The sequence below is a fragment of the Pseudoalteromonas sp. G5_S1_14_S5 genome (assembly GCF_054968605.1).
The window spans coordinates 15,034-34,543 of the sequence record NZ_JBQKUM010000054.1 but is presented as its reverse complement, the minus strand read 5'-3'; the positions used below and the strand labels follow the sequence as shown (position 1 = coordinate 34,543).

The window sequence follows — 19,510 nt, the reverse complement described above, 5'->3', positions numbered from 1 at the left end:
CGAGATAAATAAAAAGCTCCAATAGCGATATTGGAGCTTTTTTAGTTTTTGCTGATCGCTCGTCTACACGACTTGTTGCTCTAAGGAGTCAGTAAAGTGCTTTTTGTTACGGTGTAACATGTTAAGGCTGACGATTGCCGTTAGAGTTTCCGCGAATAGAATACTTGCCCAAATCCCTTGTTCTGGGAACAGCTTTGGCAGAATGATGATACCCAAAGCCACGAACACAAAACCGCGAGCAAGAGATATTAGTGTTGCCTGTTTAGGTTTGGCAGTAGCTTGAAACAGGTTAGCAATCACTAAGTTGATCCCCATTAGCGGCACACCAAAGAAAAAGGAGGTGAGTGCGGTCGCGGATAACCCTATCAAATCACTTGAAGCCCCCAGATATAGTGCTGCGATTTGAGGTGCGAACAGATACACAATCCCCATAAATACTAGGCCACTGCCGACCGCACTTTTTAATCCTAAGCGGAAGATTTCTTCGATGCGATTTGGCTGGTTCGCACCATGGTTGAAGCTAATTATAGGCTGACAAGCTTGAGCAATACCGACCATCACAAATAGAGCAAAGACCCCGATGTTGGCTGTTAAACCATAAGCGATAATATGGTTCTCGCCAAACTGATCCAACAGGACATAGTTGAACAGTAAGATCGTTATCGCTGCTGTTACTTCAATGAAGAAAGTTGGAGTGCCAATCTTCAGGATGCTTGGCAGTTTATCAAAACTAATGCCTTTTAAACTCAGTGTTAATGTGCCTTGTTTACGTAAAAAGTGACTCAATAAAATACACGCGATGACACCCTGCGCGATGGCTGTGCCGTAGGCGGCCCCTTTCATGCCCCAACCCCATTTTAGGACGAAGAAGTAATCCAATACGAGGTTGACTATAGCGCCAATTGACATGGCATAAGTCGCCAGTTTTGGGTTGGTATCGTTACGCACAAAGCACGACATAACCCAAGCTAACGAGTAGAGTACGAAGAACTGCAGCATTACAGATAGGTAGTCGTGAGTGAGCTCAGCCATGTATCCTGAAGCCCCCATCAGCGCAATAATCTCATCGAGCCAATACAATGCAATGCTGACGGTTACTGTGCAAAACAGAGCGGTGATCAACATCGATTGATTAAACAGAGTTTGCCCAGAGGTTACGTTGCCTTTGCCCACTTCAATAGACATCAGCGCCGCCCCACCAATACCAACCATCATGGCAATTGCAGTAAATATTGAGAAGGCAGGGATGGTTAGAGCGATAGCGCCCAAGCCATCAGGACCGACACCATGCCCAACGAACCAAGCGTCTCCCATGATGAAAAGAGATTTGATCACCATGCCAGTTAGCGCTGGCCAAAGGTATTGATAAAAAGACTTAGATATTGGATCGGTTTTTAGGTTTATGGCCATTCGAACAAGCTCCCAACAATTTGGATGTACCAAGATGGATGAAATAAAGAGGGAGCATTATCGGAACTTAGTGGAGGCTAAAAAAGGGATTATCTGCGTATTATATTGCACTATTTGCACATCGGCTTCGAAATTGTGCCGGTGACTCTTTCATCTGTCCGCGATAAAAACGGCTGAAATAGGCTGGATCTTCGAAGCCGAGTTCAAAAGCGATGGTCTTGATGGTCTTGGTTGAGAAGATCAGTTCTCGATTCGCTTCTAAAATGATTCGGTCGTGGATCAATTGAGTGACGGTTTTACCTTTTTCAGCTTTGACAATTTCGTTAATGCGTTTGTTGGTTATCGACAGAGCTTGCGCATAAAAATCACAATGTTTATGGGTGACGTAGTGCTGTTCAATCAAATCAACCACCTTGCTCACTCGGCTATCGCGTACTTCACCTTTTAATGAGGATTGGCTAGCAAAGCGCAGGATGTAGCGCAAAAAGCTATTCATGAGTGATTCTACTAAGTCCCAGTCGCTCTCTTCTAGTGCACATTCTTCTTTCAGCATGTCGAAAATAGGCAACAGGTAGCGGTTGCCTTCTTCATTGCAATCCAAATAGGGAGGGCGGCTTTGGTGCATGGCAAAAACAGTATCGACCAGCTGAGTGTTGCGGTGATTGGTTTTAACAAAGCCTGGGGTAAATACCAGTAAACGAGCACTTTTTCCGACTAGCTCCGAGCGGTGTACTTGGCCCGGTGCAATGGTGAAAATACGGCCGATCTTATTGTCGTAGTCAACGAAATCAATACTCTGACTGCCATGATTATCCACGCACCATACTAACTCCCAGTATTCATGTCTGTGCGGCTCTAAGAACGCATCGTCGCTATTCGTCAGTTCCTCAACCCTACAAGGTTGACCTTTGACAAGACGCATATGTTTGATGGGATTACTCATGACATTCCTTTGTGGAGAGATAATTACGGGTATTAACCAGAGCTGGCTACAATGGCTGTGTCTAATGTAGTTGATCGCGATGTTTAAGTCATTCGCTTGGTAAGCGGTTCAGTATGAGAAGGGGCTGGCTTTCAAGGGGCAGTAAATTGTGAAGGCGAGTTTGGGCTAAACAAAACCCCAGTAGCATATGGTGAGCTTCTGGGGCAGTTTGAATGCGTTTTATCTTTGAGTTTAGCTGCTTAGTTACTGCTTGCCGCTTTAAGCGTTGAACGCAGCTTGAAGATGCTCTTCGGTGCTTTGGTTAGCAGGATGCCACAAAGCAGAGGGATCATCATAAACAGAGACTGTTCCGATAGCACCTCACCATTGATGTAGCAAGAGATTAACAGTGCAACCACTGGGAAGATAAGGAAACAAATGGAGGCTTGGAACGGCGTCGAAACCTGACCTAGTTTGAAGTAAGCCACAATACCGCCGACACTTGCTACAAAACCTAGGTACACGACCGCTGAGATAGAATCCCAAGTGAAAGATTCTACGTTCACGTTCTCACCTACTGCCGATACTGCAAACAAGAAAATTGCAGCAATGAAACTTGGTACAGCGTTGTAAGTCAGTACCTCGATGCCTTTACAATGTTTTTGAACTAACACGTACATTACCGCGTGAATCGCGACCGCAAGACCTAGGCATACCGTACCGATAAAGTAGTCATCACCCCCCATTTGCATTTCGTTGCCAAGAATTAAACACAGGCTGATAACCGCGGTAACTAGGCCGAATATTTGATGCTTCGCTAAGCGTAGACCAAGGAACAAACCCGACATCAACATCACAGCAACAGGCATGTTAGCGAAGATGATCGAAGCCAAACCAGAAGAGATGTATTGCTCACCGTAGATCATCAAAGTGAACGGAATCGCGAAATACATCAGTGCCACAATAAGTAGCCATTGACGCTTGCCCTTAGGGAACAGCAAAGGTTGATTGAAGGCTTTTGCTAGTACTGCAAGCAGAGGGGCTGCAAGTAAAAAGCGCAGTCCAGTAGCAAAAATTGGTGGTATAGAATGCAATGCCACTTCCATAGCGAACCAAGTGGTTCCCCAAATTAAGCAAACAGAGACAAAAAGCAAGATAGTTAGCGACTTCGAATTCATGGTGACTACTCATTAATAATTATTTTAAATCATAGGCTTGTAGCGCCCTAATGACGTGTCACAGTATAAGGAGGTCGTCGGAGAAAAAATTTGTCTTTTTATCTCTAATTGAAGTTAAATGGAGAAATTAAATCTATGAAATTGACTTATTGAGGTAGATTTTTTTATAAATTGACACTTAAATAAATTCATTGTTCTTTGTGGGGTTTAATTTGGGTTGAGAATTGACCAATTTAGCGGCGCATAGTGATTTGATTGAAATCAATCCAGCCGTTCGCCAACTGCTCCACAGGATTCACGGTTTTGGCATAATTGAGCTGCTGTTTAACGTGAAAAATTGGTCGATAGATTCCGAATGCGATCAATTGCGCTTCTATGTTTAGGAAGAGAGGTTGTCGTTGTTGGTAATCGGTTATTTTCCAGAGCCGTTCAAGGCTTTCATCTCGCCACTGTTTTTGCTCGTCAGTGAGGCACACTTCTAATGTGATAGAACTTTGTAGCCACCCCATCCAACTACTATCGAGGTTATCTGAAAATACTTCGCCGCTAATTAATATGTCAGCATCTTTTAGGTTATCTGACTGGCAAAACTCTGGGAACTCAAGCACTTGATATTCGCAGATAAAACCAAGTTCATTCAACCGCTCACAATAGTGGCGAGCCATTTTTATGTGGTCAAACAGCTGATAGGTTAGGATCTTTAACGGTTGTTTAGGCTTGCTAAGCTGGTCTGCGAATTGTCGAGCCATTTGCAATGGGCTTTTGTTATTCGCCGTTTCTATCTTTGGCTGTGTTGATTGATTGGACGTCGATAGCATCCCCGCGGCGTAGCCGACAGTGTCCAGAGGTATGTCTTTAGCGATCCCCAGCAAACGTAGTAATTCACTCAGTGATTTAAGGTGTTGTGGGTTTGATAGCCAAGTGTGTCTATGTGGGTTGAGCAAAGCGTACTCGCACCCCTTTTCCCACTGTTCTATTTCGGCAAGCTCGTTTGATGTGGATGAGTGTTGGTAATGTGGGTGTGAGTGAACAACATCGCAGTGCATTTCATAGTCTTTGGCTTTATCACCGACATTCCACATCTCGATACCATCTACCCAAGGCCGGTGTCCATGGTAGGAGTTGAATGCCTCGAGTCTGGTTAGCCATTCGGACTGCTCCACTAATTTAAAGCTGCCGCTACCAATAATTTTATCTCCTACTTTTTTAGCAACACCTCCGGCGGAGCACGACAGCAGTGACGGAAGGTAGCCTGTGTTGGCATTGATATCGAAACAGAGGTGAAGCGAATCGATAACAGTAATAGCGGAGATGCATTTAAATTGCTGACTATTGTGATGACAGCTTCCTTTCAGACGTTGAAAGTGTGCTTTGACGTCTTGCGCTAGAATCGGTGAACCGTCATGAAAGACTAAGCCTTTGCGTAACGTGAAGTGCCAACGGTGCTCTGTTTGATACCAATCAATGGCAAGATCACCATCAAACGAGTGAGTTGACTTGTTGAAACGTAGTAAGTTACTAAAAAGGTAGCTAGTTATGTGAGCTTCAGTGCGTCGTGTGACTTCAATAGGGTCCAGACTGTGTGTCCCTCGATAAAAAGGGATTTGCAGGATATCTAGTTCAGTCGGCAAGCTTTGATAGCGGCTGATATAACCCAGTAGAAACTGATTCCGTTGTGATTCATCAACCAGCTCCAATGCTTGGTCAACTTTATTCTCAGAGAGCAATTCATCTATTCGCATCTCAAGCTCACTGTCCAAGCTTTTTAATAGCGTGAGTGTGGGTAGGTTGCCTCTGCCAACTCCCGACTTCCAGTCAATCCAGCCTTCGCTGACTAGCTTTTTGATCACCAATTGAGCGTTGCGTCTGGTACAGCCTAGCGCATTCGTTATTTCAGTTAAAGAGAGTGAGGTCGGTTGGTTAACGAGTACCCGAGAACGTAAAAATGCCAGTGCCTTCCAGAAATGCATAAAGGTGAAATCCTTGTTTAATCTTTCTATTTTTCTTCATCTTTTAATCTCGATAATAGGGTTACTCGATTGTTTTTAAAAGGGAATAAGAAATGGAAAGTGTAAAAGGTGCAGAGGCATCACCCTCTATTTGGAAAAGCTCAAGCTTTATTGTTTTGTTCTCAACGGCGTTCTTTGTTGCCTTTGGTACCAAGATTTATGACCTTGCTTTGCCCTTGTTGGTTTACGAGTTGACAGAATCTTCAGAGATGATGGGTTGGATGAGAGCCGTCGAGTTTTTACCCAACCTACTATTAGCTCTGTTCATCGGTGTTTGGGTTGATAGGTTTAATAAAAAGCAGTGGTCACAATGCATGTTGATCGGGCAAGCAGCAGTATTGGTCGTCTCTTATATTGCAGTAAGATGGTTGCCGAACCCTTTGTACGCCCTGTTTCCGTGCGCGTTCCTTATGATGGCGTTTAACTATGGTTACCACAATGCGCGTATTGGGATGATGAAAAATGTTTTACCTCAGCACATGCAAAATACCGCCACCGCGAGAATGAGTTCTTTGTACAGTTTGTTAGAAACTGTTGGCCCGGTTTTGTCTGGTGGGCTGCTTTTATTGTCTGCGTTACATAACGTGTTTTTGCTTATTGCGGTGATGTATGTGCTAGCGTTTTGGCAGCTCAATAAACTGGAATTCAAGCCATCAGCCCCCGTGGCTCAACAGTCGGTGCTGAGTGCGCTTAAAGAGGGTTGGTTGATCTTATATGCGAATAAAAACATGTGGCACATCACCTTGGTCGTGATGGTGATCAATACCACGGGTGCAATTTTCTGGATTCAAGCCATCTATTTTGCCAAAGCTGAATTAGCGCTCAGTCATATCGAGGTTGGTTACTTGATCGCGGCGTCCGGCGTCGGTGGATTATTAGGTTCTTTTACCGCGGATAAGGTTAGAAAGCGCATCGGGCTTGGCGTGCTGCTTATTTTGTCTATTGTATTAGAGGCGTTTGGATTCTTGTTCCCTGCATTGCTGAGTCAAAGCTATTCACTGCAAGGTATGACTTCAGCGCACATGGTTGTCATTGAAAAAGGTGTATTGATGATGTCGTTCTTATGGGTGAGTGCGATTGGCGTCTACAGCAGCATTTGTATTTGGAGCTATCGTCAAGAAGCATTCGAGGAAAAGCACCTTGGTCGTGTTGCTGGAATTACAGGGTCTTTGTTTAAACTCTTGATGCCATTTGGTTTGGCTGCTTCTGGATACTTGGTGACAATGTTTGGTTTGTCGGTACTTTTTGTCAGCTGTTTTGTGGCTCAAGTGTTGGCTGCCTTTGGGTTGATGATGACCAAGGTTCGATATATTGATTAGATTTAGGCTTAAGTTTGTAATCGACTATTAATAAATAACGCGCCAATTTAAGGCGCGTTTTTATAGTTTAGTTTGCCGCTTTTACTGCGTAACAGGTTTGATGGTTTTGGACTGTCGGATTGCAAGAATCAGTTGTGGTAGCAGTGACATGATGATCATGCCTGTCATGAGTGAGTATTGTACCACAGTGAAGGATTCTCCCATTAACACCATACCTGTCACTATGCCCGCTACTGGATTGGCGATGCCACCAAAGGTGAAATCAACCACCGTCATACGTTGTAGTAACCATACATACATGCCGTAACCCAGCGCTGTGTTTAGCCCAATCACCCAAACCAAGCCCATTGCGTTGCGAGTATCGAAATGAGTCACCGAATTCACATAAGGCTGTGGGTCAATGAAGGCATGAACGCCGGACGCGACAGATAAGATTGCTCCGCCCAGAATGAGCTGCCATGTCAGTACTTTCCACCAGTGCATGCGATTCCCCAGTGATTTGGTAATGCTGCTGCCGATAACGATGCACATTATCGCGGCAAACATGGCACCTAAACCGATAGGGTTCAAGGCGATTTGGCTTGGGTTGAATAGAATCCACGCCAAGGTGACCAGTCCAATACCTGACAAGGCTTGAATCAAATGTGGGCGCTGCTTTTTCACTACCCAATGGAAGATCATTGCGAACACAGGCACAGAGATCATACCCACGCCCGAAATCGCTGAAGGCAGCGTCAGTGCCATCACGAAGATCAAACCAAAGAAGGTCGCGATGTTGATCAGGCCTAGAGTGAAAATGATTTGCCACTCGCCTTTTTTCGGCAGTGTCGGTTTTACCGCTAGCAATAACAAACCAGCAGGTAATGCGCGCAAAGCACCTAGTAATAATGGTGGCCACCCCTGTAGCGTAAATTGCGTCACTGCATAAGTTGTTCCCCAGAAGAATGCGGGAATCATTGCTAATAATATGTTCATCTAAAATATCTTTATGTTAAGATAACTATTGTGTGAACTGTATACTGAGAACTAGTGGTTGTAAAGTATCTTTATGTTAAACTAGTTTAAAGTAATCAGACTAATAACGGAGCTAGATTGCAAATGGATGCTATCGACCGCGTTGTAGCGCAATGGGCAAAGGAAAAGCCCGAATTAGAAACTGAGCCTATGGCAATGATGGGCCGGATTATGCGTATTGCAAAGTATATGGAGACGCAAGTTGCCGGCCTTCATAAAAAATACGACATGAAATTGGGTGAGTTTGATGTATTGGCAACCTTGCGACGCTCTGGCAAGCCATACCGACTAACGCCCTCTGAGCTGATTGGGTCAATGATGCTGACATCAGGTGCGATGACTAATCGTCTTGATAAACTGGAAGCTAAAGGGTTAATCAGCCGCGAGCACAGTAAAGAAGACCGACGCAGCGTCAGCGTTAAATTGACTAAAGATGGCTTAGTTCTGATTGATGAGATGATGACTGAGCATGTCGAAATGCAGAAAAAGCTGGTTAAGTCTTTATCGGCAAGTCAGAAGAAAAACACTAACCAACTTTTAAAAACTTGGTTGAGTGCCTACGAGTAGGTTCGCTTATCTCTTTTTAGATTCATAAAAAAAACCGAAGCATAAGGCTTCGGCTTTTCTTTTTAAGTTATCTCTATTGCTGCTGGATTAAGCTTGCAGCATCTCGTCACTAAACAGCTCTGCGCAGCCACTTCCATTGATGGCGCAGCTTTCATCGATGTCTGAAATGTCACCGCTGACACCAATAGCACCGAGTACCGTTTTATCCTTGTCTCGAATCAGTAAGCCCCCTGGTACTGGCACCATGTTTCCGTGTGCGAGTACGTTCACCGCGGAGATAAATGCTGGCCTGTTGTCTGCATCTTGGGCGAGTTTTTTTGAGGAACACCCTAGTGCGAGTGCGCCCCAGGCTTTAGCAATGGCGATGTCAGGTCGCATCATGCTGGAGCCATCTTGACGTTGCAGAGAAATCAGTTTTCCACCGCTGTCTAACACAGCAACAGTGAGTGGCTCTGTGTGAATCTTTTTGCCTGCTTTAAAGGTGCCATCTATAATGGTTAACGCTTGTTGTAGAGTCAAACTTCCCATGTTATCTCTTAATTTTCATGGGCTTGGCTAATTCAAGCAGACCAAAATCAGTGTTTATTGATCTGTTTGAATCGCCGCAAGACGCCTAGCTGGATTCTTGCAAAAGCCCATAGCTTGGTAAAGTTAGGAAGGCAGCGAACTCTTCGGCTGTAGAAAGCTGATAGAAAAGATCGGCCGTCTCTTCGAATCGACCTGCTGCGTAGCGCGAGTCACCGACTTCGTGTTTTATTGTGTCTAACTCTTGGTAAAGCCAAGAGTGGAACAGTTGTTTGGTAAAGGTTTGGCCGTCATCGAGCGTGACGCCATGATGAATCCATTGCCAAATGTTGGCTCTTGAGATCTCTGCGGTGGCGGCATCTTCCATTAGTCCGTAGATAGGTACACAGCCGTAGCCTTGGATCCAAGCCTCGATGTAATACAGCGCAATACGGATATTCTTGCGTACGCCGGCCTCGTCGCGGCTGCCTTCACATGGTTTAAGTAAGGTGCCGGCATTGATGGTGTGGTCAGGGCTTTGGAAATCCATTTGATTGACTTTGCCATCAAGGTGCTTGTCGAAGATCGACATCGCTAAATCAACTAAGGCAGGGTGCGCGACCCATGTGCCATCGTGACCGTTTTTTGACTCTCTTTGTTTGTCTTCAATAACCTTGGCGGTAACGCGTTCCATCTCTTGTGGATCTTTTGCTGGAATGAAGGCTGACATGCCCCCCATTGCCAGTGCTCCACGAGCGTGACAAGTACGAACCAGCAGTTGGCTGTAAGCGTTCAGGAACTCTTGATCCATGCCGATCCCGTGACGGTCTGGCAAGATACGATCTTTATGATTTTTCAGTGTTTTGATGTAGCTGAAGATGTAATCCCAACGGCCGCAGTTCATCGCAACGATGTGATCGCGCATGGCGTACAAGATCTCTTCCATTTGGAAAACGGCTGGCAGCGTTTCAATCAATACGGTCGCACGGATTGTGCCTTTTGCTACGTTGAAATAGTTCTCGGTGAAACTGAAAATGTCGTCCCACCATTGTGCTTCTTCCATGCTCTCAAGCTTTGGAATGTAGTAGTAAACGCCTAAGCCTTGCTGTGCACGTGATTGATAGTTGTGGAAAAAGTACAGCGCAAAGTCCATCAGACAACCCGCGATGAGTTGATTATTGAATTGAATTGATTGTTCAGGTAGATGGATTCCACGAGGGCGAGCGATTAACAACGCAGGGTCGCTGTTTAGCTGGTAGTTCTTTTGTTTCTTCTCATCAAAATAGCTGATGGTGCCCAAATTGGCATCTCTTAAGTTAATTTGCCCTTCAACCATGTTGGCCCAAGTTGGGGAGGACGCATCCTCAAAACAGCACATGAAGACTTTCGCACCTGAGTTTAATGCGTTGATCACTATCTTTCTCTCGATAGGGCCAGTGATCTCTACGCGACGATCCAGTAGTTCCGGGGGCGGTGTTGCGACTTTCCACTCTTTATTCTGACGAATAGAGATAGTGTCCTTCCTAAAATTAGGCAGCTCACCGTCATCATATTGCGCTTGTTTTATGTCGCGATCATTGAGCAGGGCATGACGGCGATCTCCAAACTTGTTAACGATAGCTTCTAAGAACTTCAATGCATCTTTAGACAAGATCTCTTTGTACTCGGGGGTGTCCATATTCCCAAGTACCTGCATACACAGTGTTTCTTCTCTTTCTTTCACGTCATTCATCATTGCTTGTCTCCTTTACACAATATGATGTCATTTTGTATACAAAATGTTCTTTTTAACGGTATTTATATTTTAGAAATTGTAAACAAGCAAATAGAATTTAACATTTATTTATCATTTGATCTTTTTGTAATTTATTTACACGTAAAGATATTTTATATAAAGCAATGAATTGCAGGGTTTTCAGGCTTGTTTGCAGTTCAATAGGATAGGTTTATGTAACAAAATTGTTTCAAATTGGGCTTGATAAATATTGTGGATAATTCATAGTACACAAAAGTTAATTTAATTGTATACAATCTTAGCTGGAGGTTCGAATGGCAATTATGAAAGCGATTGAAGCAGCGGTTGAAGTGCTTAAACGTGAAGGAGTAGACATCGCATTTGGTGTTCCCGGCGCAGCAATAAACCCAATGTACGCAGCAATGAAAAAATTCGGAGGGATAGATCATGTCTTAGCTCGACATGTAGAGGGGGCCTCACATATGGCTGAAGGTTATACACGTTCTAACCAAGATAATATTGGTGTGTGTATTGGTACTTCAGGTCCAGCAGGGACGGATATGATCACAGGTCTTTATTCGGCATCGGCTGACTCGATCCCTATCTTATGTATTACTGGTCAGGCTCCACGTGCTCGCCTTCATAAAGAAGACTTTCAAGCGGTCGACATCGAATCCATTGCTAAGCCTGTTACTAAGTGGGTAACCACGGTACTGGAGCCAGCTCAAGTGCCACGCGCTTTTCAAAAAGCCTTTCATTTGATGCGTTCAGGACGTCCGGGCCCAGTTCTGATTGACCTACCTCTAGATGTACAGTTAGCCGAAATTGAGTTCGATATTGATACCTACGAGCCGCTTGAACCATACAAACCCAAAGCGACTCGCGAACAGGTTGAGAAAGCACTCAGCATGATGGCACAAGCTGAAAAACCTCTGATTGTCTCAGGTGGTGGTGTTATCAACGCAGGCGCATCTGAGCTACTGCAGCAATTTGCTGAGATCACAGGTGTACCAGTGATACCAACCTTGATGGGCTGGGGTTCTATCCCAGATGACCACGAGTTAATGGCGGGTATGGTGGGCCTACAAACCTCTCACCGTTACGGCAATGAAACCATGCTGAACTCTGACTTTGTATTTGGCGTTGGTAACCGTTGGGCTAACCGCCATACCGGCTCTGTCGATGTTTACACGGAAGGTCGTAAGTTTGTCCATGTCGATATTGAACCGACCCAAATTGGTCGCGTGTTCTGCCCTGATTTAGGCATTGTTTCAGATGCAAAATCGGCACTTGAGCTCATGGTTGAAGTCGCTAAAGAGTGGCGCGATGCAGGTAAATTACCAAATCGAAGTGGCTGGGTAGGTGAGTGTCAGGACCGCAAGTCGACCATGTTACGTAAAACCAATTTCGATGAAGCACCGATGAAACCGATGCGCGTTTATGAAGAGATGAACAAAGCATTTGGTCGTGATACTTGCTACGTCAGCACTATAGGCTTGTCGCAGATTGCCGCAGCGCAGTTCCTTCATGTGTACAAGCCTCGATATTGGATCAACTGTGGTCAGGCTGGCCCGCTTGGTTGGACAACACCTGCTGCATTGGGCGTTCGAGCTGCGGATCCGGATCGCGATATCGTCGCTATCTCCGGTGACTACGACTTCCAATTTATGATTGAAGAGCTGGCGGTAGGTGCTCAATTCAATCTGCCATATATTCATGTACTGGTGAACAACTCCTACCTAGGCTTGATTCGTCAAGCGCAGCGTCAGTTTGATATCGATTACTGTGTGCAACTGGCATTTGATAATCAGAATGCGCCAGAGCTTGAAGGCTACGGTGTTGACCATGTGGCAGTTGTTGAAGGTCTTGGTTGTAAGGCGATTCGAGTTCGCGAGCCAGACCAAATTGCAGCTGCGTTTGAGCAAGCTAAAGAGCTCATGCACAAGCACAAAGTGCCTGTGGTTGTTGAGCTGATTTTGGAGCGCGTGACCAATATCTCTATGGGCGTAGAGATCAACGCCATCAACGAATTTGAACCGCTTGCGGAAAGCAGCAGCGATGCACCAACCGCGCTAGCGTACAAGTAATCACGAAATAATGTGTATCCGTAGAGCGAGATTGAGTTCTACGGAAAGCCTCCAATAGAGCGCGGCTTCACCAAACCACATTAGCTTCACCAAACAAAAAGTAAGGACAGAGTCATGGCAAAATTTGCAGCAAACTTGTCAATGTTATTCACGGAAGTTGATTTTATGGACCGTTTTGAAGCCGCCGCAGAGGCCGGTTTTCAGGGCGTCGAATACCTTTTCCCATATGTCTTTGATGCGGATGAGATTAAACAAAAGCTTGATGCTAATAATCTAGAGCAAGTGCTATTTAACTTGCCTGCTGGGGATTGGGATGCTGGTGATCGTGGTATTGCGGTTGACCCAGCACGCGTTAAAGAGTTTCAAGCGGGCGTTCCTAAAGCGATCGCTTATGCCAAGAAACTGGGCTGTAAACAGGTGAACTGTTTGGCTGGCATTGTCCCACAGGGAGTGACTGTGCAAGACGCTCAGGCAACCTTTGTGGTTAACCTGCACTACGCCGCAAATGCTCTGGCTGCCGAAGGCATTAGCCTAGTGATTGAAGCGATTAACACGCGCGATATTCTGGGCTTTTTCCTGAATACCACCGAGCAAGCGAAAGCCATCATTAAAGAGGTGGCGAGCGATAATCTTTCTATCCAATACGATATCTATCACATGCAGATTATGGAGGGCGATCTTACGCCGACCATGCAGCAGAACATCGGTCAAATCGCTCATGTGCAGCTGGCTGATAACCCTGGTCGACACGAGCCGGGTACCGGAGAAATCAATTATCCATTCGTACTTAACTACCTTGATGACCTTGGCTATCAAGGCTGGGTTGGCTGCGAATACAAACCGAAAACGACAACGACAGAAGGCCTTGGTTGGCTGAACCTGTACCGTTAATTGCGCCTGGTAACCCTCAAACGTTAAGGAGAACAACATGTCTAAAATTGCATTTATCGGAACTGGCATCATGGGTAAACCTATGGCGAGTAACCTTCAAAAAGCGGGTCACGACTTGATTCTTTCGGATCATTTTAACGCTGCTCCTGCCGAGTTGGTTGCAGCAGGCGCAACGGTTTGTCATTCGCCAGCCGAAGCTGCGGAACAGGCGGATGTCATTATTCTTATGGTGCCGAACACCCCTCAAGTAGAAGAGGTGCTGTTTGGTGATAACGGTGTCGATCAAGGTCTTACTGCTGGTGGTGCGATGGGCAAGTTAGTCATCGATATGAGTTCTATCTCACCTATCGCCACTAAAGCAATTGCGGCGCGTATCAACGAAGGTGGTGCGTCATACCTTGATGCTCCGGTTTCTGGTGGTGAAGTGGGCGCGATCAATGCTGCTCTGACTATTATGGTGGGTGGTGAGCAAGACGCTTTTGATAAAGCTCGACCTCTATTTGAAGTGATGGGCAAAAACATCACGCTGGTGGGTGATAACGGTGCTGGTCAAACGTGTAAGGTTGCCAACCAGATCATCGTTGCGCTGAACATTGAAGCGGTCTCTGAAGCGCTAGTGTTTGCATCAAAAGCCGGCGCTGACCCAGCACGAGTTCGCCAGGCGTTACTGGGCGGCTTCGCTAATTCTAAGATCCTTGAGGTGCACGGTGAACGCATGGTGGAAGGCACATTTGATCCTGGCTTTAGAATCTCGCTTCACCAAAAAGATCTAAACCTTGCGCTAACGGGGGCACAAGAGCTAGGCGTTGCGCTGCCAAACACAGCTAACGCGCAAGAGCTGTTTGGTGAATGTGCTGAAATGGGCGGTGAAGGTTGGGACCACTCTGCGCTGATTCAAGCGATAGAGAAGCGTTCTGAGCACTCAATTCGCCAATCCTTAACGAGTAATCCGTCTCAATAATTGGTTTTGTCGTTTCTGCTGAAACTAAAACCAATCAATCAGGGCTATCTTCGATAAGTTAGCCCCCAGTTTCAAACAGTTTGTTTATAAATCGCGTAGTTTCGTCTCCTTTTATACGCGTTCCCGATACGAGGCAAAGGTTGAAGTTGTTCCTTTCTAACTTGATCTTAGCAGGTACCCTTTCGCCTTGTATTGGGGGTCTTTTTTCCTCCGTCAACTAAGGAGTGACTGATGGACATTGATGCTAAGCAGTTTCTGAAAACCCTTTTCTCAAGTGCTGTAATTCAAGCACTACCCAAAAACCACATTGAACCTTTTCTTCCTCAAGACATATTTTATCGCTCGGCAAATCAAGCCGGGCGAACTCTCGTTATCGGGGCAGGGAAAGCGGCAGCATCGATGGCCGCTGAATTGGAAGCCGTATGGCAAGCTAAGAAACAGCAAGACCTTGCGCTACGTGATTTAGAAGGCTTGGTTGTGACTCGTTATGAACACCTCGCGCCATGTGAGTACATCGAGGTGATCGAAGCGGCGCACCCAGTTCCGGATGCGATGGGGCTTGAAGTCAGTCACCGGATGTTGGAGTTGGTGAGCAACCTCAGTGAAGACGATACTGTGATATGTCTCTTATCGGGAGGTGGCTCCGCATTACTGAGTTTGCCTGGTGGCGAAATTAGGTTGGCAGAGAAGCAACAAATCAACAAAGCACTGCTTAAATCTGGAGCAGCCATTGATGAGATGAACTGTGTTCGTAAGCATCTATCTTCGATAAAGGGCGGCCGACTTGCCAAAGCAGCTTATCCAGCAAGAGTGGTGTCATTGGCGATTTCGGATGTGCCGGGTGATGACATCAGTGTGATTGCATCTGGACCAACCGTACCTGACACCACCACACGTTTTGATGCGCTCGCCATATTGGAACGCTACCAAATAGAAATACCAGGCTCGGCATTTGAGTGGCTGAATAACCCAGAGTCTGAAACCATCAAGCCAGATGACATTTGTTGGAAAAATGCCGAGCACCATATTATCGCGACTCCAATGTCTGCCCTTGAATCAGCGGCGGCAGAGGCAGAAGGTTTGGGTATTCTTGCGTATGTGTTGAGTGATTGCATCGAGGGGGAGGCGAGAGAAGTTGCGAAGGTGCACGCTGCATTAGCTAAACAAGTCGCCAATAATAAGCATCCATTCGAGACTCCTTGTGTATTGCTTTCAGGTGGTGAAACAACAGTAACGGTCAAAGGAAACTGTCGTGGTGGGCGCAACTGTGAGTTCCTTCTAAGCTTGTACAAAGAACTGAAAGGGCAGGACAACATATACGCGTTGGCCGCTGATACGGATGGTATTGACGGTGTGGAAGACAATGCTGGAGCATGGATAACACCAGAAACTTGGCAAGAAGGTACTCGCTTATCACTCAAAGCCGGTGATTATCTAGAGGCGAATAATAGTTATGATTTTTTCAAGCAAACAGGCGTTCTGCTGACGACAGAACCCACGCTGACCAACGTCAATGACTTCCGTGCAATATTGATTCTCTAGCAACCGGATAAAAGGGTCGCTCCTTTGTGCATGTGGGCGGCCATTTTTTGTTATCAATGCGGTGACCTTGAGTTCTTGAATTATCTTCTGGACTAATGAAGCACGTTGATTACTATGTTTTAAGTAATGAGCTGTAAAGGAAGTCATATGTCTAGGATCAGACAAAAGAATCAAGATTTAATCATCGAAGTGGCGTGTGAACAATTCGCTACTCATGGTTATGCCGCAACCAAAATGGCGGATATCGCGAAGGCGGCCGACATTCCCAAACCCAACGTATTCTATTACTTCAGCTCGAAAGACAAGCTCTACAATGCCGTTCTAGAAACCGTCACGCAGCCTTTACTTGAAGCCTCTCGTCCTATTGAAGAGCTGAGTGATCCCGTAGAAGCCCTATCTCGATACATTCAAACTAAGTTAATCATCTCACGCGACCACCCACACGCTTCTAAAGTGTTTGCTAATGAAGTGATGTCAGGTGCTAAAGTGCTTCCGAAAGAGATCGGTGATGAGTTGTATAAGCAGTCACAGATGATCCTTGATAAGTTCTCTACTTGGTCGGCAAAAGGGTTGATGGACGACGTACCTGAGCATCACCTGATGTTTACCATTTGGGCGGCGACTCAAACTTATGCCGATTTTGGCTGGCAGATTTGCAGTGTTATGCAGAAAGATAAGCTCGATGATAAAGACTACGAAGAAGCCGCTGAGTTTATCACTCAGCTAGTGATTAAAGGTTGCGGCGTGAAAAGCTAGCGGTATTTGAAGGTTTATTTAGGTCTGCGATTGCGGTAATGCCAGTCAGCTTAACTGACTGGCATTACGATATCTTGTCGGCCTTTTTTATGGCTATGAGATAGCTTGCTATTCTTCACTTCAGTTAGAACAACTGTTGCCATTCGGGATACCACTGCCTGAGAACTCAACCCTAATTTGTTCGACATCTTTTAGGTATTGTTTGTTGGCTCGGTCTGCCTCATCGAAGTTGTTGAGGGTGACATTCCATGTCGAGAATGGAGTTGGCTGGAAGTACGCATACTCGAATTTATTCGCCACTGCGCCATCGGTGATGATGCTAACATCATTGGTGGTTGGATCATCTAAGCGGTAGTAAAACGCTCTTGCGACCAGATTAGAACTGAATTGGTAATCCTGATCTTGATAGCGGTCGGCATAGTTACCTGAACTCGATATTTTAAGGTTGAACTGCTTGCCATGAGGTAAGCTTTCCCCTTCTAAGAACACACGTACTGTAGAGAGTCTAACTCGGTCGAATGCACATAGTTGTGCCTGTCCTAATGGAATAGTGAAGTTCAACTCGCCAGTGGTTGCGAAGCTATCGAGTTGCTCTGGGCTAGAGATGGTGTAGTTGTCGATAGTGAAGTCTTGTGGTGCTGGCTGGAATGAAGAGAGTGTATTCACATACTCATTTTCTATGGACGCGAGGTCAAACTGGTATTCCAAGTAACTTTTATTCAGCGAAGGTGTGATCTCACTTGGTTTCAATGCCCAGTATTCGTATGCCTGAACATAGTTAGACAAAGCCACATACATTGGTCGTTTGAAGTGCATTAGTACTCGCGAAAGCTCACGCTCGATGGAATCGAAACTTTCGCTGTCTACCTGATAACTCTCAATGGCGTCACTCAATCTTTGCTGTTGATTAGCGGTGACGTTCTTGGTCAATAATAGGTCGACGAGTTTGGCTTGCTCTTGCGCAAAATTAAGCTGAGTGGTGTTAATTGCTTTACCTAATAGCACTTGTTTTTCAAGTTCGACTAAGTATTGTCTCGCGCCTTTAATCCCCAAGCTATCAGCAAGTCTTAAGTTACTGCGGATCTCGGTGATCATCAGGTCCCAGGCCAGATTGCTCTCATTCAAAGTCGGAATATTAAAGTCAAAGCCATCCATCGCTTCGGAGAGCTTATGGAGCTTGATGGTCGATTTCACATCGGCAGTGAGCTGCGCGATGCCCGAAATAGTCTTGGTAACGCTATCAATGATCCCCGTGACTGTCTTGATATTGGTGACTAAATTTTTCGCTTTATCCAGTGCTTCTGGCGTCTTAGCCAACTGCTCGGTGAGGTCGTTAACGCCAGATAGATTTCCTGTGAACACGCCGCTGACGGCACTGCCAATTTCTGCGATGGCTTTGAAGATAGCCAATGCTGCATTGAGCTCTTGCTGAGTTTTCCAGTTTTCTACACCGACTAAGTAAGTGGTTCTTGCACTCAGTGTCACAAGTTCTTGAGCTTTGTATTGGCTGTCTATTTCGGTCAGGCTGTCGCCTATTTTGTCTATGTTAGATTGGGTTTGAGTGATGATCGAGTCTTGTGCTCTGAGAACGTCTTCAACGTTAGCGAGTGCTAACTTCGCAGCTTCAATCTTGTCTTCGATCACCGTACATCTGTCTTGAATGATATCCCACTGTGCTTGATACGCGATCATTGCATTCAGGTACGCTTCGTATTTGCCTTGGTAGAGCACCTTGTCGAGATAAGGCACATAGTTACTTTCTTTAGTGCTGAAACTAATGAACTGTTTAAAGGCAACGGTTTGTAGGTACAGGTCTGAAAGGATAGGGTCATCTTCCACCACAGAGCCGGCGTGACGTAAACTCTGCTCAATCCAGTTAATCAGTTCGAGGCTAAGCTCTGGGTTGGTGTCGAATAAGCTGGCAGCCATATCAAAAGAGCGGTTAACGATGTCGGTAAAAGGTGTGGTCGCCAGTTTCATTTGCCCTGTAATGTTCGAGTCGATGGTGGTTCTGCGGTAGTGTTCACCTGCTAGTACCACAGAGGTTCCATCACCGTCTTCTGCAGAAAGGGCATCTCGTGTGATGCTGCCATCGTTTTGGAAGGCGAGGACATTAATTGGAGTTTCGATCTCTCCTGCTATTACAGTCACTGATGCTGCAGCGCCTTGTTGTCCAAGAACGAAAGTTGGGGCACCTTGACCGACAATTTTACGGGCAAAAATGAGAATGTTTTGGTTATTCACTACCAAGTTGAAGTTTTCTGGAACCTCAATGGTATCGGCAAAAACAACGATCTTTGAGGGTTTAGTCACGTAGAGGTTCTGTTCCGCAATCCAGTCACTGAGGTTGATGTGAAGATCAGATGTAGATCGAGAGAGAACATCGACATCGGAATAAGCAGATTGAACCCAAGTTGGGTATTCGGTGGAATTAGGCAAGTTATTAAGTTCTAGCCAGTCACTAGCAAAAGCTTGTGGAGATAATGAAAGAGAAATAATAATCGGTAGAATTCTCATATTAATGTCCTGTCGAAATGAGTATTAGCCAAATTTTGGGTAGCAGAAACCAACACCTTATTTTTCATAAGGCGTGGTGTTCTGTTGTTATTTTGTTT

At 45.6% G+C, this 19,510-nt stretch carries 15 protein-coding genes; 7 read left to right on the top strand and 8 right to left on the bottom strand.

What is annotated here, in order from left to right; all coding sequences use genetic code 11:
* Window positions 1-63: 63 nt before the first annotated feature.
* The 4 genes from ACTRWI_RS15900 to ACTRWI_RS15885 all read right to left on the bottom strand — a co-directional run bounded on the left by ACTRWI_RS15900 (window position 64) and on the right by ACTRWI_RS15885 (window position 5,480).
* Complete coding sequence (locus ACTRWI_RS15900; RefSeq protein ID WP_499132720.1) at window positions 64-1,410, bottom strand: MATE family efflux transporter; 1,347 nt, start codon at window positions 1,408-1,410, stop codon at window positions 64-66.
* A gap of 100 nt (window positions 1,411-1,510) precedes the next feature.
* Entirely contained in the window at window positions 1,511-2,353 is an 843-nt protein-coding gene (locus tag ACTRWI_RS15895) for a helix-turn-helix domain-containing protein (RefSeq protein ID WP_499132718.1), read from the bottom strand.
* 239 nt (window positions 2,354-2,592) lie between these two features.
* The gene (locus tag ACTRWI_RS15890; RefSeq protein WP_499132716.1) at window positions 2,593-3,510 is read right to left on the bottom strand and encodes a DMT family transporter; all 918 of its coding nucleotides are present in this window, start codon (window positions 3,508-3,510) and stop codon (window positions 2,593-2,595) included.
* Window positions 3,511-3,743: 233 nt separating this feature from the next.
* On the bottom strand, window positions 3,744-5,480 hold the full coding sequence (locus tag ACTRWI_RS15885; RefSeq protein WP_499132715.1) for an SgrR family transcriptional regulator: 1,737 nt from the start codon (window positions 5,478-5,480) through the stop codon (window positions 3,744-3,746).
* A gap of 92 nt (window positions 5,481-5,572) precedes the next feature.
* Between ACTRWI_RS15885 and ACTRWI_RS15880 the strand changes: the two genes are divergently transcribed.
* Window positions 5,573-6,838, top strand: coding sequence for an MFS transporter (locus tag ACTRWI_RS15880; protein WP_499132714.1), 1,266 nt, complete (start codon window positions 5,573-5,575; stop codon window positions 6,836-6,838).
* Window positions 6,839-6,919: 81 nt separating this feature from the next.
* Here the strand turns inward: ACTRWI_RS15880 and ACTRWI_RS15875 are convergent, their stop codons facing one another.
* Window positions 6,920-7,813 carry a DMT family transporter gene (locus tag ACTRWI_RS15875; protein WP_499132712.1) on the bottom strand — a complete coding sequence of 298 codons (894 nt, stop codon included), beginning with the start codon at window positions 7,811-7,813 and terminating at the stop codon, window positions 6,920-6,922.
* A gap of 123 nt (window positions 7,814-7,936) precedes the next feature.
* Here ACTRWI_RS15875 and ACTRWI_RS15870 point away from each other — a divergent pair, with 123 nt between their 5' ends.
* Complete coding sequence (locus tag ACTRWI_RS15870) at window positions 7,937-8,419, top strand: MarR family winged helix-turn-helix transcriptional regulator (protein WP_499132710.1); 483 nt, start codon at window positions 7,937-7,939, stop codon at window positions 8,417-8,419.
* 87 nt (window positions 8,420-8,506) lie between these two features.
* On the opposite strand, the gene ACTRWI_RS15865 is transcribed toward ACTRWI_RS15870, so the two are convergent.
* Both ACTRWI_RS15865 and aceB read right to left on the bottom strand, forming a co-directional pair.
* Complete coding sequence (locus ACTRWI_RS15865) at window positions 8,507-8,947, bottom strand: GlcG/HbpS family heme-binding protein (protein WP_499132708.1); 441 nt, start codon at window positions 8,945-8,947, stop codon at window positions 8,507-8,509.
* An 85-nt stretch (window positions 8,948-9,032) separates the two neighbouring features.
* Window positions 9,033-10,658, bottom strand: coding sequence for a malate synthase A (gene aceB, locus ACTRWI_RS15860; protein ID WP_499132707.1), 1,626 nt, complete (start codon window positions 10,656-10,658; stop codon window positions 9,033-9,035).
* A 314-nt stretch (window positions 10,659-10,972) separates the two neighbouring features.
* On the opposite strand from aceB, the gene gcl reads away from it, so the two are divergent.
* The 5 genes from gcl to ACTRWI_RS15835 all read left to right on the top strand — a co-directional run bounded on the left by gcl (window position 10,973) and on the right by ACTRWI_RS15835 (window position 16,895).
* Window positions 10,973-12,745 carry a glyoxylate carboligase gene (gene gcl, locus ACTRWI_RS15855; protein ID WP_499132705.1) on the top strand — a complete coding sequence of 591 codons (1,773 nt, stop codon included), beginning with the start codon at window positions 10,973-10,975 and terminating at the stop codon, window positions 12,743-12,745.
* A 114-nt stretch (window positions 12,746-12,859) separates the two neighbouring features.
* Window positions 12,860-13,636 (top strand): hydroxypyruvate isomerase, encoded by a 777-nt coding sequence (gene hyi / locus ACTRWI_RS15850; RefSeq protein WP_499132703.1) that lies wholly within the window; start codon window positions 12,860-12,862, stop codon window positions 13,634-13,636.
* A gap of 37 nt (window positions 13,637-13,673) precedes the next feature.
* Window positions 13,674-14,597, top strand: a complete 924-nt coding sequence (locus tag ACTRWI_RS15845) for a 2-hydroxy-3-oxopropionate reductase (RefSeq protein WP_499132702.1) — start codon at window positions 13,674-13,676, stop codon at window positions 14,595-14,597.
* Window positions 14,598-14,828: 231 nt separating this feature from the next.
* Window positions 14,829-16,139 carry a glycerate kinase type-2 family protein gene (locus ACTRWI_RS15840; RefSeq protein WP_499132700.1) on the top strand — a complete coding sequence of 437 codons (1,311 nt, stop codon included), beginning with the start codon at window positions 14,829-14,831 and terminating at the stop codon, window positions 16,137-16,139.
* Between the two features lie 147 nt (window positions 16,140-16,286).
* The gene (locus ACTRWI_RS15835) at window positions 16,287-16,895 is read left to right on the top strand and encodes a TetR/AcrR family transcriptional regulator (RefSeq protein WP_499132699.1); all 609 of its coding nucleotides are present in this window, start codon (window positions 16,287-16,289) and stop codon (window positions 16,893-16,895) included.
* A gap of 120 nt (window positions 16,896-17,015) precedes the next feature.
* Here ACTRWI_RS15835 and ACTRWI_RS15830 read toward each other — a convergent pair whose 3' ends face one another.
* Window positions 17,016-19,412 (bottom strand): hypothetical protein, encoded by a 2,397-nt coding sequence (locus ACTRWI_RS15830; RefSeq protein WP_499132698.1) that lies wholly within the window; start codon window positions 19,410-19,412, stop codon window positions 17,016-17,018.
* Window positions 19,413-19,510: the final 98 nt, after the last annotated feature.